Here is a 15,215-nt window from a genome sequence, read left to right on the forward strand (position 1 = left end):
TGTCTAAAGAAAAATTTGAACGTGTAAAACCGCACGTAAACGTTGGTACTATCGGCCACGTTGACCACGGTAAAACAACTCTAACTGCAGCTATCTGTACTACTCTTGCTAAAGTTTACGGCGGTGCTGCTCGTGACTTCGCATCTATCGATAACGCTCCAGAAGAGCGCGAGCGTGGTATCACAATCTCTACTTCTCACGTAGAGTACGACACTCCAACTCGTCACTACGCACACGTAGACTGCCCAGGACACGCTGACTATGTTAAAAACATGATCACTGGTGCTGCGCAAATGGACGGTGGTATCCTAGTTGTTGCTGCAACAGATGGCCCAATGCCACAAACTCGTGAGCACATCCTACTAGGCCGTCAGGTTGGTATCCCTTACATCATCGTATTCATGAACAAATGTGACATGGTTGACGATGAAGAGCTACTAGAACTAGTAGAAATGGAAGTTCGTGAACTTCTATCTGAGTACGATTTCCCAGGTGATGACCTACCAGTTATCCAAGGTTCAGCTCTAGGCGCACTAAACGGCGAAGAGCAATGGGAAGCGAAAATCATCGAACTAGCTGAAGCTCTAGATTCTTACATCCCAGAGCCAGAGCGTGCGATCGATATGCCATTCCTAATGCCTATCGAAGACGTATTCTCAATCCAAGGTCGTGGTACAGTAGTAACTGGCCGTATCGAGCGCGGTATCCTAAAAGTTGGTGACGAAGTTGCTATCATCGGTATCAAAGACACTATTACAACTACATGTACTGGTGTTGAAATGTTCCGTAAACTTCTAGACGAAGGTCGTGCGGGTGAGAACGTTGGTGCACTTCTACGTGGTACTAAGCGTGACGAAGTAGAACGTGGTCAAGTACTAGCTAAACCAGGTTCAATCACTCCACACACTAAGTTTGAATCAGAAGTATACGTACTGTCTAAAGATGAAGGTGGTCGTCACACTCCATTCTTCAAAGGCTACCGTCCACAGTTCTACTTCCGTACAACTGACGTAACTGGTGATATCTCTCTACCAGAAGGCGTAGAAATGGTAATGCCAGGTGACAACATTCAGATGACTGTTGAGCTAATCGCACCAATCGCAATGGACGAAGGTCTACGTTTCGCGATCCGTGAAGGTGGCCGTACAGTAGGTGCTGGTGTTGTTGCTAAGATCTTCGACTAATTCATAACGAATTAGCGGATACTTTCGGAAAATCTTGAATTAGATTTGACGAAGCAGTAGCAAAAAGGGCATCATTTGATGCCCTTTTTCTGCACTCAACATAATTTTTGCTGTTTTCTTGTTCAGAGGTTGCTTGAGTGTGGAGCAAGATTAAGCAAAGCTGTTTAATCTTAAGAAGAGTTCGCTGTTTTTTTCAGCGATATGGAGTTTGCCCTGCAACAGCGGGGTTGTTGTCGTCTATATTAAGACTTGTAACAGGTTGGTTTTATGAAAGCAAATAATGCTGAAACTCCTGATAGCTCAAATGCAGCAGATACGTTTAAGTGGATTGCCGCTTTCGTATTGGCAGCTGCCGCTGTTGTGGGTAATTACCTGTATGGTGAAATGTCTGTAGTAATTCGTGCTGCAGGCGTTGTTGTTCTTATTGCAGCTGCTCTTGGCGTTGCAGCAACAACGACTAAAGGTAAAGCAGCGATCAGTTTTGCAAAAGAATCTCGTATGGAAGTACGTAAAGTTGTTTGGCCTACTCGCCAAGAAACCATGCAAACAACACTGATCGTTTTAGCTGTAAGTATTGTAATGGCTCTAGCGCTATGGGGCATTGACGGCATTATGGTTCGTCTTGTTGCTCTAGCGACTGGGGTATAGAGGGTTGTAATTCATGAGTGAAGCTCCTAAAAAACGCTGGTATGTGGTTCAAGCCTTCTCTGGATTTGAAGGTCGTGTAGCTCAGTCTCTTCGCGAGCATATCAAAATGCATGGCATGGAAGAGCTATTTGGTGAAGTTTTAGTCCCAACTGAAGAAGTTGTGGAAATGCGCGCAGGTCAACGTCGTAAATCTGAGCGTAAATTCTTCCCAGGTTACGTCCTTGTTCAGATGATCATGAACGATGAATCATGGCACCTAGTACGCAGTGTGCCGCGTGTCATGGGCTTCATTGGTGGTACCTCTGACCGTCCTGCACCTATCACAGATAAAGAAGCTGACGCGATTCTTAATCGTCTTGAGAAAGCGAGCGAAGCACCTCGTCCACGTACTATGTACGAAGCGGGTGAAGTGGTACGTGTTAATGAAGGTCCATTTGCTGACTTCAACGGTACTGTTGAAGAAGTGGATTACGAGAAGAGCCGCCTGAAAGTGTCTGTATCGATCTTTGGTCGTGCAACACCAGTTGAGCTTGAATTTGGTCAGGTTGAGAAGCTGGACTAATACTCTTTTTTAAAGAGTATAAAAAATCACCTTTTTAGGGTTGTATAAGGCGCGAATTATTACTATAATTTCGCGCCTTTTTACTTCTACCGAAGTAAAAAGTTTCTTACACAAACGGGGAGCTGATCCGTGATTAGCGTTTGTACCCAAACTTAGGAATTATCATGGCTAAGAAAGTTGAAGCTTACATCAAGCTACAAGTTGCTGCTGGTATGGCAAACCCAAGTCCACCAGTTGGTCCTGCACTAGGTCAGCACGGTGTTAACATCATGGAATTCTGTAAAGCGTTCAACGCGAAAACAGAATCTCTAGAGAAAGGTCTACCGACTCCAGTTGTTATCACTGTTTACAGCGACCGTTCTTTTACGTTCGTAACTAAGACTCCACCTGCTGCTGTTCTTCTTAAGAAAGCTGCTGGCGTTAAGTCTGGTTCAGGTCGTCCAAACACTGAAAAAGTTGGTACTGTAACTGACGCTCAAATCCAAGAAATCGCAGAAGCTAAAGCTGCAGATATGACTGGTGCTGACATCGAAGCGATGAAGCGTTCTATCGCAGGTACTGCTCGTTCAATGGGCCTAGTGGTAGAGGGTTAATATCATGGCAAAACTAACTAAGCGCATGCGCGTAATCCGCGAAAAAGTTGACGTAACTAAAGAGTACGAAATCAACGAAGCTGTTGCTCTTCTAAAAGAACTAGCAACTGCTAAATTCGTAGAGTCTGTTGACGTTGCTGTTAACCTAGGCATCGATGCTCGTAAATCTGACCAGAACGTACGTGGTGCAACTGTACTACCTCACGGTACTGGCCGCGAAATCCGCGTTGCAGTGTTCACTCAAGGTGCAAACGCTGAAGCAGCTAAAGAAGCTGGCGCAGACATCGTTGGTATGGAAGATCTTGCTGAGCAAGTGAAGAAAGGCGAAATGAACTTCGACGTAGTTGTTGCTTCTCCAGATGCAATGCGCGTTGTAGGTCAACTAGGTACTATCCTAGGTCCTCGCGGTCTAATGCCAAACCCTAAAGTTGGTACTGTAACTCCTAACGTTGCTGAAGCAGTTAAGAATGCTAAAGCTGGTCAGGTTCGTTACCGTAACGACAAGAACGGCATCATCCACACTACTATCGGTAAAGTTGATTTCTCTGAAGAGCAAATCAAAGAGAACCTAGAAGCACTTCTAGTTGCTCTTAAGAAAGCTAAGCCGTCTTCAGCGAAAGGTACTTTCCTGAAGAAAGTAAGCATCTCTACTACTATGGGTGCTGGTGTTGCTGTTGATCAGGCTAGCCTGAACGCTCAAGCATAATTTATTTGCTTAGGTGCAAAATTAGTGTATAATTTTGCGCCTAATATTTGTGGTTGGGGCTGAACTTTGGTTCTTTGAACTGTCTCCTAGTTCGAAATGAATTAAGACCCAGTCTCCGTCCAAGACCGTAGGTGTTTGCTCTATTGCAAACTTAATTGTCCTACGTAGATGGTGCCCGAACTGACAGAAAGCTCTATGTAATATAGTTAACTTTCTTCTGGGAATGCACCTCAATAGCTCTCACTGTCGTGATGATAGTGAGTGGTGTAACGACAACCAGGAGTAAATCCAAGATGGCTTTAAACCTTCAAGACAAAAAAGCAATTGTTGCTGAAGTCAACGAAGCTGCCAGTGGTGCACTTTCTGCAGTTGTAGCTGATTCTCGTGGCGTTGAAGTTGGCGCAATGACTTCTCTACGTAAACAAGCTCGTGAAGCTGGCGTTTACATGAAAGTCGTGCGTAATACTCTAGCACGTCGTGCGGTTCAAGGTACAGACTACGAATGTCTAACTGAGACATTCACTGGTCCTACTCTGATCGCGTTCTCTAACGAGCACCCAGGTGCTGCAGCGCGTCTTTTCAAAGACTTCGCTAAAGAGAACAAAAATTTCGAGATCAAAGCTGCTGCATTTGAAGGCGCTCTAACTGACGCTGAAGTACTAGCAACACTACCAACTTACGACGAAGCAATCGCACGCCTAATGATGTGCATGAAAGAAGCTTCGGCTGGCAAGCTGGCGCGTACTATCGCAGCTATCCGCGATCAAAAACAAGAAGCAGCGGCATAAGCCTTGCTTTTTACTGGTTGCTTAATAAACTTATTGTTGACTTAAAAGAGAATTGTTATGTCTATTACTAACGAGCAAATCCTAGACGCAATCGCAGAAATGTCTGTGATGCAAGTTGTTGAACTAATCGAAGCAATGGAAGAGAAATTCGGCGTTTCTGCAGCAGCAGCTGTAGTAGCGGGCGGCCCAGCAGCAGCAGCTGTTGAAGAGCAAACTGAATTCGACGTAATCCTAGAATCTGCTGGCGCTAACAAAGTTGCCGTAATCAAAGCAGTACGTGGCGCAACTGGTCTAGGTCTTAAAGAAGCTAAAGCTCTTGTAGACGGCGCTCCAGCACCTCTTAAAGAAGGTGTTGAAAAAGCAGAAGCTGAAGCTCTTAAAGCTCAGCTAGAAGAAGCTGGTGCAACTGTTGCTGTTAAGTAATTATTGCATAGTTTCTTAGCCTAACGGCTAATTGGCTGGTGGTTTTTTAACCACCGGCCTTTTTGCGCTGTAGGGTATAGGTGAATTTTCCCGCTGTTTAAGCGCCTCATACCCATGCAAAAAACATTTCATTCTTACGAAATGAAATGTCACTACAGTAAACAGCTATTTAGTCACTGTCCCTTACCCCCCTTAAGTAACTAGGAGCGGGCGGACAGTTTGGGTCACTTATCAGCGAGCTGAGGAACCCCATGGTTTACTCTTATACCGAGAAAAAGCGCATCCGTAAGGACTTTGGTACTCGTCCACAAGTTTTGGACATTCCATACCTGCTATCGATCCAGCTCGATTCGTTCGACAAATTTATCGAACAGGATCCTGAAGGTCAATACGGTCTTGAAGCTGCTTTCCGTTCTGTATTCCCGATTCAGAGCTATAACGGCAATTCTGAGCTGCAATACGTTAGCTACCGTCTTGGTGAGCCAGTTTTTGACGTTAAAGAATGTCAAATCCGCGGTGTAACTTATTCAAAGCCACTACGTGTAAAACTACGCCTAGTTATCTTTGATAAAGACGCGCCAGCAGGTACTGTAAAAGACATTAAAGAACAAGAAGTCTACATGGGTGAGATTCCACTCATGACAGACAATGGTACCTTCGTAATTAACGGTACCGAGAGGGTTATCGTATCCCAGCTGCACCGAAGCCCAGGCGTGTTCTTCGACAGCGATAAGGGTAAGACCCACTCTTCAGGTAAAGTTTTATACAACGCACGTGTTATTCCTTACCGTGGTTCATGGCTTGATTTCGAGTTCGATCCTAAGGATAACCTGTACGTTCGTATCGACCGTCGCCGTAAGCTACCTGCATCGATCATCCTTCGTGCACTAGGTAAAACGACTGAAGAAATCCTAGATCTCTTCTTCGAGAAAGTGAACTTCGAAGTGAAAGACCAAACTCTACTTATGGAGTTGGTTCCAGATCGTCTACGTGGTGAAACTGCGTCATTCGACATCGAAGCAGATGGTAAAGTTTACGTTGAGCAAGGTCGTCGCGTAACAGCTCGTCATATTCGCCAGCTAGAAAAAGATGGCATTGACCATATCGAAGTACCGGTTGAGTACATCGTAGGTAAAGTTGCATCGAAAGATTACATCAACGAAGCAACGGGCGAGATCATTGTTACGGCTAACCAGGAAATTAGCCTGGAAGCACTAGCGAACCTATCTCAGGCTGGCCATAAAGCGCTAGAAGTTCTGTTTACGAACGATCTAGACCACGGTCCATTCATGTCAGAGACACTACGAATCGACAGTTCTGTTGATCGTATCTCTTCATTGGTAGAAATCTACCGCATGATGCGCCCTGGTGAGCCGCCAACAAAAGAAGCTGCAGAAGCACTATTCGAAAGCCTATTCTTCTCTGAAGAGCGTTACGATCTATCGACTGTTGGTCGTATGAAGTTCAACAGCTCTATCGGTCGTGAAGATGCTCAAGAGCAAGGCACACTTGATGAAACAGATATCATCGAAGTGATGAAGAAGCTGATCGCGATCCGTAACGGTAAAGGCGAAGTGGACGATATCGACCACCTTGGCAACCGTCGTATCCGTTCTGTAGGCGAAATGGCTGAGAACCAATTCCGTGTAGGTCTAGTACGTGTTGAGCGTGCAGTTAAAGAGCGTCTAAGCTTGGGCGACCTTGATGCTGTAATGCCTCAAGACCTGATCAACGCGAAGCCAATTTCTGCGGCAGTTAAAGAATTCTTTGGCTCTTCACAGCTTTCACAGTTCATGGACCAAAACAACCCACTATCAGAAGTAACGCACAAGCGTCGTATTTCTGCATTGGGTCCTGGCGGTCTGACTCGTGAACGTGCTGGCTTCGAAGTTCGAGACGTACACGTAACGCACTACGGTCGTCTATGTCCTATCGAAACGCCTGAAGGTCCAAACATCGGTCTGATCAACTCTCTATCTGCGTTTGCGCGTTGTAACGAGTACGGTTTCCTTGAGACTCCATACCGTCGCGTTGTAGATGGTGTTGTAACAGACGAAGTAGATTACCTATCTGCAATCGAAGAAGGCCAATTCGTTATCGCACAGGCGAACGCTGCGTTGACTGAAGACGGTACTTTTGTAGAAGAGCTGATCACAGCACGTCAGAAAGGTGAATCTGGTCTACACCCTCGTGAGCACGCTCAGTACATGGACGTTGCGACAAACCAGGTTGTATCTATCGCTGCATCGCTTATCCCGTTCCTAGAACACGATGATGCGAACCGTGCATTGATGGGTGCGAACATGCAACGTCAGGCAGTTCCAACACTGAAAGCTGACAAACCGCTTGTTGGTACTGGTATTGAACGTAACGTAGCAGTTGACTCAGGTGTAACTGCAGTTGCGAAACGTGGTGGTGTAATCCAGTCTGTAGATGCTTCTCGTATCGTTGTTAAAGTAAACGAAGAAGAACTAGTACCTGGCGAAGCAGGTATCGACATCTACAACCTGACTAAATACACACGTTCTAACCAGAACACTTGTATTAACCAACGCCCATGTGTAATGCCAGGTGAACCTGTTGCACGTGGTGACGTACTTGCTGATGGTCCTTCAACAGACCTTGGTGAGTTAGCGCTTGGTCAAAACATGCGTATCGCGTTCATGCCTTGGAACGGTTACAACTTCGAAGACTCGATCTTAGTATCTGAGCGCGTAGTTCAAGAAGACCGATTCACGACAATCCACATTCAAGAACTAACTTGTGTGGCGCGTGATACTAAGCTTGGTTCTGAAGAGATCACAGCGGATATTCCAAACGTAGGTGAGTCTGCTCTGTCTAAACTAGACGAGTCAGGTATCGTTTACATTGGTGCTGAAGTTAAGGGTGGCGACATCCTGGTTGGTAAAGTAACACCTAAAGGTGAAACTCAGCTAACTCCTGAAGAGAAGCTACTACGTGCGATCTTCGGTGAAAAAGCATCTGACGTTAAAGATACTTCACTGCGTGTACCTAACTCTGTATCAGGTACGATCATCGACGTTCAAGTCTTCACTCGCGATGGCGTAGAGAAAGACAAGCGTGCGCTTGAAATCGAACAGATGCAGCTGAAAGAAGCGAAGAAAGACCTTACTGAAGAATTCCAGATTCTTGAGGGTGGCCTTCTAAACCGTGTGAAAGCTGTGCTGATCGACGGCGGTTACTCTGAAGCGAAACTAGAGTCTACTGATCGTAAGAAGTGGCTAGAGCTAACGCTTGAAGATGACGCACTACAAACTCAGCTTGAGCAACTTGCTGAGCAGTGGGACGAGCTAAAAGCTGACTTCGATAAGAAGTTTGAAACCAAGCGTCGTAAGATCACTCAAGGTGATGATCTAGCACCTGGCGTACTGAAGATCGTTAAGGTTTACCTAGCGGTTAAACGTCGCATCCAGCCTGGTGATAAGATGGCGGGTCGTCACGGTAACAAGGGTGTAATCTCTAAGATCAACCCTGTTGAAGACATGCCATACGATGAAAAAGGTCAGCCTGTAGACATCGTACTGAACCCACTGGGTGTACCTTCGCGTATGAACATCGGTCAGATCCTAGAAGTTCACTTAGGTCTGGCAGCGAAAGGTATCGGTGACAAGATCAATCAGATGGTTAAAGAGCAACAAGAACTAGCGAAATTCCGCGAGTTCCTACAAAAAGTTTACGATCTAGGTGAAACTCGCCAGAAAGTAGACGTTGCTGCTCTAACTGATGATGAAGTACGTACACTGATCGAAAACCTACGTGGCGGTCTACCAATCGCGACACCAGTATTTGACGGTGCTTCTGAGCCTCTAATCAAAGAGCTTCTGAAACTAGCAGACCTGCCAACATCTGGTCAGCTAAGACTGTTTGATGGTCGCACAGGTGATGCGTTTGAGCGTCCTGTAACTGTAGGTTACATGTACATGCTGAAACTTAACCACCTTGTTGATGACAAGATGCATGCTCGTTCAACTGGTTCGTACAGCCTAGTAACTCAGCAGCCACTAGGTGGTAAAGCTCAGTTCGGTGGTCAGCGTTTCGGTGAGATGGAAGTATGGGCACTGGAAGCATACGGTGCAGCTTATACTCTACAAGAAATGCTAACTGTTAAGTCGGATGACGTTAACGGCCGTACTAAGATGTACAAGAACATCGTAGACGGAAGCCACAGCATGGAACCTGGTATGCCAGAATCGTTCAACGTATTGTTGAAAGAGATCCGCTCGCTAGGTATCAACATCGAGCTAGAAGACGAAGAGTAATCCCCACGGGATTATCGGTAGAAAGGCGCTCACTTTTGCGGGTGAGCTCCTTTTAACTCCTTACAGGAGCTGATTGTGAAAGACTTATTAAACTTTCTAAAAGCGCAGCATAAGACCGAAGAATTTGATGCAATCAAAATCGGTCTATCTTCACCAGACATGATTCGTTCATGGTCTTTCGGTGAAGTTAAAAAACCTGAAACGATCAACTATCGTACGTTCAAACCTGAACGCGATGGTCTGTTCTGTGCGCGTATCTTTGGTCCAGTTAAAGACTACGAATGTCTTTGTGGTAAGTACAAGCGCCTGAAGCACCGTGGTGTTATCTGTGAGAAGTGTGGTGTAGAAGTTACACAAACTAAAGTTCGTCGTGACCGTATGGGACACATCGAGCTTGCTTCACCAGTAGCTCACATCTGGTTCCTAAAATCGCTACCGTCTCGTATCGGTCTACTGATGGATATCCCTCTACGTGATATCGAACGTGTTCTTTACTTCGAAATGTACGTAGTAACTGAACCAGGTATGACTGATCTAGAAAAAGGTCAGATGCTTACTGAAGAAGAGTATCTGGATCGACTAGAAGAGTGGGGTGACGAGTTCACTGCTAAGATGGGTGCAGAAGCTATCAAGGACCTACTAGGTTCTATGGACATGCACGCTGAAGCGGAACAAATGCGCGAAGAGCTAGAGACTACAAACTCTGAAACTAAGCGTAAGAAAGTGACTAAGCGTCTTAAGCTGGTAGAAGCGTTCATCACATCTGGTAACAACCCAGAGTGGATGATCCTGACTGTACTTCCAGTACTTCCGCCAGATCTACGTCCTCTAGTACCACTAGATGGCGGTCGCTTTGCGACTTCTGATCTAAACGATCTATACCGTCGTGTGATCAACCGTAACAACCGTTTGAAGCGCCTTCTAGAGCTAGCTGCTCCGGACATCATCGTACGTAACGAAAAACGTATGCTGCAAGAGTCTGTTGATGCGCTGCTAGACAACGGTCGTCGTGGTCGTGCGATCACAGGTTCGAACAAGCGCCCTCTGAAATCTCTTGCTGATATGATCAAGGGTAAACAAGGTCGTTTCCGTCAGAACCTTCTAGGTAAACGTGTAGACTACTCAGGCCGTTCTGTAATCACAGTAGGTCCATACCTTCGTCTGCACCAGTGTGGTCTTCCTAAGAAGATGGCACTTGAGCTATTCAAACCATTTATCTACAGCAAGCTAGAGACTCGTGGTCTTGCGACTACAATCAAAGCTGCTAAGAAGATGGTAGAGCGTGAAGAAGCAGTGGTTTGGGATATCCTGGACGAAGTTATCCGTGAACACCCAGTACTATTGAACCGTGCACCTACACTTCACCGTCTAGGTATCCAGGCGTTCGAACCAGTACTAATCGAAGGTAAAGCGATTCAGCTACACCCACTAGTGTGTGCGGCGTACAACGCGGACTTCGATGGTGACCAAATGGCGGTTCACGTACCTCTAACTCTAGAGGCACAGCTTGAAGCTCGTACTCTGATGATGTCGACAAACAACATTCTGTCGCCAGCGTCAGGTGATCCGATCATCGTACCTTCTCAGGACGTTGTATTGGGTCTGTACTACATGACTCGTGAAAAGATCAACGTGAAAGGTGAAGGCATGTACCTTTCTGGCCCAGCAGAGGCTGAGAAAGCATACCGCACTAAACAAGCTGAGCTTCACGCACGCGTTAAAGTACGTATTACAGAAACAGTTGTAGACGAAGACGGCAACAGCACAACTGAAACTAAGCTAGTGGATACCACTATCGGTCGTGCAATGCTATGGCAAATCGTACCATCTGGTCTGCCGTACAGCATCGTTAACCAAAAGCTAGGTAAGAAGCAAATCTCTAACCTGCTTAACGAGGCTTACCGTAAGCTAGGTCTAAAAGACACTGTAATCTTCGCTGACCAAATCATGTACGCAGGTTTTGCTTACGCGGCACTATCTGGTGTATCTGTTGGTATCGACGATATGGTTGTACCGCCAGCTAAGTACACTGAAATCGCAGAAGCGGAAGAAGAAGTACGTGAAATCCAGGAACAGTACCAATCTGGTCTTGTTACTGCGGGCGAACGATACAACAAAGTTATCGATATCTGGGCATCGACCAACGACCGCGTTGCAAAAGCAATGATGGAGAACCTGTCATCTGAAACGGTAATTAACCGTGACGGTGAAGAGGAACAACAAGAGTCGTTCAACAGCATCTACATGATGGCGGACTCAGGTGCTCGTGGTTCTGCAGCACAGATTCGTCAGCTTGCTGGTATGCGTGGTCTGATGGCGCGTCCAGATGGTTCAATCATCGAAACGCCGATCACAGCGAACTTTAAAGAAGGTCTAAACGTACTTCAGTACTTTATCTCAACGCACGGTGCTCGTAAGGGTCTTGCGGATACGGCACTGAAAACAGCGAACTCGGGTTACCTGACTCGTCGTCTAGTAGACGTTGCTCAAGACGTTGTTGTAACTGAACATGACTGTGGCACTCATGAGGGTGTTGACATGATGCCTCATATCGAGGGTGGTGATGTTAAAGTTGCACTATCTGAGCTTGCACTAGGTCGTGTAGTTGCTGAAGACGTTCTAAAACCTGGTACTGAGGAAGTTCTTATTCCACGTAACACACTGATCGATGAGAAGTGGTGTCAAATAATGGAAGAGAACTCAGTAGACAGCATGAAAGTGCGCTCAGTAGTTACTTGTGATTCTGACTTCGGTTGTTGTGCTCAGTGTTACGGTCGTGACCTTGCACGTGGTCACCTAGTGAACCAAGGTGAAGCAGTAGGTGTTATCGCTGCTCAGTCTATCGGTGAGCCGGGTACACAGCTAACGATGCGTACGTTCCACATCGGTGGTGCGGCATCGACAGCAGCAGCAGAAAACAGCATCCAAGTTAAGAACAACGGTTCTGTTAAACTGCATAACGCTAAGTTCGTAACGAACAAAGATAACAAACTGGTTATCACTTCGCGTGCTGCTGAGTTGACTATTATCGACGAATTCGGTCGTACCAAAGAGAAACACAAACTGCCTTACGGTTCTATACTGAGCAAGGCAGATAGCGATTCAGTTCAAGCTGGTGAAACAGTTGCGAACTGGGAAGCTCACACACTACCAATCATCACTGAAGTAGCTGGTCGTATCCAGTTCGTAGATATGATTGATGGCGTGACTGTTTCTCGTCAGACAGATGACCTAACTGGTCTATCTTCAAGCGAAGTTACGGACGCAGCAGCTCGTCCAGCAGCAGGTAAAGATATGCGTCCGGCTATCAAACTTGTTGACGAGCAAGGCAACGATGTAATGATCCCTGGTACTGAAATGCCAGCTCACTACTTCCTGCCTGGTAAAGCGATCGTGAACATTGAAGACGGCGCAGAAGTAGGTGTGGGTGATACACTTGCACGTATTCCTCAGAAATCTGGCGGTAACAAAGATATCACCGGTGGTCTTCCACGCGTAGCGGACCTGTTCGAAGCACGTAAGCCCAAAGAGCCTGCGATCCTTGCTGAACACACAGGTACAGTTAGCTACGGTAAAGAGACTAAAGGTAAGCGTCGTCTAGTGATCACTCGCGACAGCGGTGAAGTTTACGAAGAGATGATTCCTAAGCATCGCCAGCTTAACGTGTTCGAAGGTGAGCGCGTTGAACGTGGTGACGTAATCGCTGATGGTCCAGAGTCTCCACATGACATTCTACGTCTACGTGGCGTACACGCGGTAACTCAGTACATCGCAAACGAAGTACAAGAAGTTTACCGACTACAAGGCGTTAAGATTAACGATAAGCACATTGAGACTATCGTTCGTCAAATGCTACGTAAGTGTACTATCACATTTGCTGGTGACTCTGAGTTCCTATCTGGCGAGCAAGTTGAGTACTCACAAGTTAAGATTGCTAACCGTAATCTGGAAGCTGAAGGCAAAGAGCCTGCGCGTTTCGAACGTGAACTTCTAGGTATTACCAAAGCGTCTCTAGCGACTGAGTCGTTCATCTCTGCGGCATCGTTCCAGGAGACAACTCGCGTACTAACAGAAGCAGCAGTTTCTGGTAAGCGTGATGATCTACGTGGTCTGAAAGAGAACGTAATTGTTGGTCGTCTGATCCCAGCAGGTACTGGTTTCGCATACCACCAAGAGCGTCAAGCTAAACGTGCTGAAGCGCAAGAAGGTCCATCTGCTGAACAAGCTACGGATAACCTGGCGGCACTTCTAAACGCTGGCTTCTCTTCGGAAGATTAAGTTTTCTGACGAGTCATCGTTAAGATAAATGCAAAAGGCACCCTCGGGTGCCTTTTTTAATGCCTAAAAAAGGGTTGATGCTTTTCTATCAACCCTTCTTCAATAGCCTGCCATTACAGAACTCGTTCTTTGCGTCGACTACGCACCCGGAGGCATCGAGAGACTATCAGAAATCTGTTGAATCAATTCATCTTCAACTTCAAAACGTGTTTCAAGAATTTCTCCAACTAGCGACATGTCTGAATCGAAGTCTAATAACTCATCATCTTCATCGACTTCAGAGTACTTATCGTTAAAGTTCAACAAAGGATCAGTCGTCAATACGATCTGCGCGTAAGTTTTATGGATATCGTCAGTTACGACAAAGCCTGTCGATTTCCAACGATCCATAACCATATCGTAAATTTTGAAATGACCTTCAGAGATGTAGTCGACTAGGTGTTGGCAGAAGTTTTGCAGTTCAGAAGGGGAAGGGAGTTCAATCACGTTTGTTTTCGAACAAGGTTGAAGTGCTGCAAGCTTACAATACTCAACAATTAGGGATTGTCTCGTTTCTAACCAGTGATCTATGACATCACTGGATCCACCCCATTGGTCTTGTGTTTGTTTGAATTTTTTTAGCATGACCATGCCCTCATGATCGGTTCGCCATTTGGCAAACGTATCCTTTGCATAGCAAAGTTAGTAAAGTTATTACAAACTCTTGTCCTTACTAAAATTTATAGTTTCATATTTACCTAACGATAAACTCTAGTATGAAATTAGATTGCCAGTAAAATGGATGAACTTCAAGCAAAGGGAGGATGTCATGTTAAGAAAAGGTGATGTAAAGCGCTTAGGTTATGCCTATTGGTGTGTTGTTTCGGGAAGTGAAATTTGGCTGGTGGATGGTGCTATCCCTTTTGGTTCATCGGAACAGTTAGCACTACCTGAAGCCAGTGCAAGAAAAATTGGTGAGTATCAACAATATCCGGTCATGTGGATAGATCTATCCGAACTGGAAGATGACCTACCTATGACGCCATTGAGGGATTGCCTGAACTTTCCTGAACCACTATTCCTTTTGCTCAGTAGAGCCGTTCAGTATGGGCACATGACTCAAAGTTTGCGCTTTTGCCCTCAATGTGGTGGCAGGAATTTCATTAATAACAACCAGTTGGCAATGCAGTGTGGTGAATGTCGAACGCTGCATTATCCCCGTATTTTTCCATGCATTATTGTCGCCGTGAGAAAGGATCAGCAGATTCTGCTCGCACAGCACCCAAGGCATCGCAATGGAATGTACACCGTGATAGCGGGCTTTCTCGAAGTTGGTGAGACTCTGGAAGAGTGCGTCGCACGTGAAATACACGAAGAAACTGGCATTTACGTAAAAAATATTCGCTATTTTGGTAGTCAACCATGGGCCTTCCCATCAAGCATGATGATGGCATTCTTAGCGGATTATGAGTCGGGAGAGTTGAATCCAGACACCACAGAGCTATCTGACGCGCAGTGGTTTAACGTTGATGATATGCCAGAAGTCGCTCCGAAAGGCACTATAGCAAGGGCTCTAATTGAGCATACGGTGCAAGATATTAAAGCTAACACTGTGGGAAATGGTTAAAAAAAACCCTCCGAGAGGGAGGGGGTAAGTAAGATGTCGTTATGAGATGCTGAGTACTGAGTACTCAGTTTATAATTGTAGTTTTCGCTAGCGAACAAATTTTTAACACTGATGAGGATTGGTTGCAAATTAAGCATTGATTTAAAA

General features: G+C 45.8%; 11 protein-coding genes. 10 read left to right on the forward strand and 1 reads right to left on the reverse strand.

Annotated features, from left to right (window positions below; all coding sequences use genetic code 11):
* From tuf to rpoC, 9 genes are all read left to right on the forward strand, one after another.
* Nucleotides 1-1,184: elongation factor Tu (tuf, locus tag WJM94_RS24030; RefSeq protein WP_444496442.1), on the forward strand; the 1,184-nt coding region annotated here is incomplete at its 5' end.
* Nucleotides 1,185-1,451: 267 nt separating this feature from the next.
* Entirely contained in the window at nt 1,452-1,832 is a 381-nt protein-coding gene (secE, locus tag WJM94_RS24035) for a preprotein translocase subunit SecE (RefSeq protein ID WP_444496670.1), read from the forward strand.
* 13 nt (nt 1,833-1,845) lie between these two features.
* The gene (gene nusG, locus WJM94_RS24040) at nt 1,846-2,394 is read left to right on the forward strand and encodes a transcription termination/antitermination protein NusG (protein ID WP_005384681.1); all 549 of its coding nucleotides are present in this window, start codon (nt 1,846-1,848) and stop codon (nt 2,392-2,394) included.
* Nucleotides 2,395-2,558: 164 nt separating this feature from the next.
* Nucleotides 2,559-2,987 (forward strand): 50S ribosomal protein L11, encoded by a 429-nt coding sequence (gene rplK, locus WJM94_RS24045; RefSeq protein WP_444496671.1) that lies wholly within the window; start codon nt 2,559-2,561, stop codon nt 2,985-2,987.
* A 4-nt stretch (nt 2,988-2,991) separates the two neighbouring features.
* Nucleotides 2,992-3,693, forward strand: a complete 702-nt coding sequence (gene rplA / locus WJM94_RS24050; RefSeq protein ID WP_444496672.1) for a 50S ribosomal protein L1 — start codon at nt 2,992-2,994, stop codon at nt 3,691-3,693.
* A 293-nt stretch (nt 3,694-3,986) separates the two neighbouring features.
* Nucleotides 3,987-4,481 carry a 50S ribosomal protein L10 gene (gene rplJ / locus WJM94_RS24055; protein ID WP_444496673.1) on the forward strand — a complete coding sequence of 165 codons (495 nt, stop codon included), beginning with the start codon at nt 3,987-3,989 and terminating at the stop codon, nt 4,479-4,481.
* A gap of 57 nt (nt 4,482-4,538) precedes the next feature.
* Complete coding sequence (rplL, locus tag WJM94_RS24060) at nt 4,539-4,904, forward strand: 50S ribosomal protein L7/L12 (protein ID WP_444496674.1); 366 nt, start codon at nt 4,539-4,541, stop codon at nt 4,902-4,904.
* A gap of 251 nt (nt 4,905-5,155) precedes the next feature.
* Nucleotides 5,156-9,184 carry a DNA-directed RNA polymerase subunit beta gene (gene rpoB, locus WJM94_RS24065; protein ID WP_444496675.1) on the forward strand — a complete coding sequence of 1,343 codons (4,029 nt, stop codon included), beginning with the start codon at nt 5,156-5,158 and terminating at the stop codon, nt 9,182-9,184.
* A gap of 75 nt (nt 9,185-9,259) precedes the next feature.
* Entirely contained in the window at nt 9,260-13,462 is a 4,203-nt protein-coding gene (gene rpoC, locus WJM94_RS24070) for a DNA-directed RNA polymerase subunit beta' (protein WP_444496676.1), read from the forward strand.
* Between the two features lie 138 nt (nt 13,463-13,600).
* Here rpoC and rsd read toward each other — a convergent pair whose 3' ends face one another.
* Complete coding sequence (gene rsd, locus WJM94_RS24075) at nt 13,601-14,092, reverse strand: sigma D regulator (protein ID WP_444496677.1); 492 nt, start codon at nt 14,090-14,092, stop codon at nt 13,601-13,603.
* Nucleotides 14,093-14,270: 178 nt separating this feature from the next.
* Between rsd and nudC the strand changes: the two genes are divergently transcribed.
* Nucleotides 14,271-15,068 carry an NAD(+) diphosphatase gene (gene nudC / locus WJM94_RS24080; RefSeq protein ID WP_444496678.1) on the forward strand — a complete coding sequence of 266 codons (798 nt, stop codon included), beginning with the start codon at nt 14,271-14,273 and terminating at the stop codon, nt 15,066-15,068.
* Nucleotides 15,069-15,215 lie beyond the last annotated feature (147 nt).

It is taken from the genome of Vibrio sp. YIC-376 (genome assembly GCF_052353105.1).
Classification (GTDB): domain Bacteria; phylum Pseudomonadota; class Gammaproteobacteria; order Enterobacterales; family Vibrionaceae; genus Vibrio.

Bases quoted from the DNA above. Each gene is read 5' to 3' on its own strand.
- secE (WP_444496670.1), top strand. From the start codon at position 1,452: ATGAAAGCAAATAATGCTGAAACTCCTGATAGCTCAAATGCAGCAGAT.
- nusG (WP_005384681.1), top strand. From the start codon at position 1,846: ATGAGTGAAGCTCCTAAAAAACGCTGGTATGTGGTTCAAGCCTTCTCT.
- rplK (WP_444496671.1), top strand. From the start codon at position 2,559: ATGGCTAAGAAAGTTGAAGCTTACATCAAGCTACAAGTTGCTGCTGGT.
- rplA (WP_444496672.1), top strand. From the start codon at position 2,992: ATGGCAAAACTAACTAAGCGCATGCGCGTAATCCGCGAAAAAGTTGAC.
- rplJ (WP_444496673.1), top strand. From the start codon at position 3,987: ATGGCTTTAAACCTTCAAGACAAAAAAGCAATTGTTGCTGAAGTCAAC.
- rplL (WP_444496674.1), top strand. From the start codon at position 4,539: ATGTCTATTACTAACGAGCAAATCCTAGACGCAATCGCAGAAATGTCT.
- rpoB (WP_444496675.1), top strand. From the start codon at position 5,156: ATGGTTTACTCTTATACCGAGAAAAAGCGCATCCGTAAGGACTTTGGT.
- rsd (WP_444496677.1), bottom strand. From the start codon at position 14,092: ATGGTCATGCTAAAAAAATTCAAACAAACACAAGACCAATGGGGTGGA.
- nudC (WP_444496678.1), top strand. From the start codon at position 14,271: ATGTTAAGAAAAGGTGATGTAAAGCGCTTAGGTTATGCCTATTGGTGT.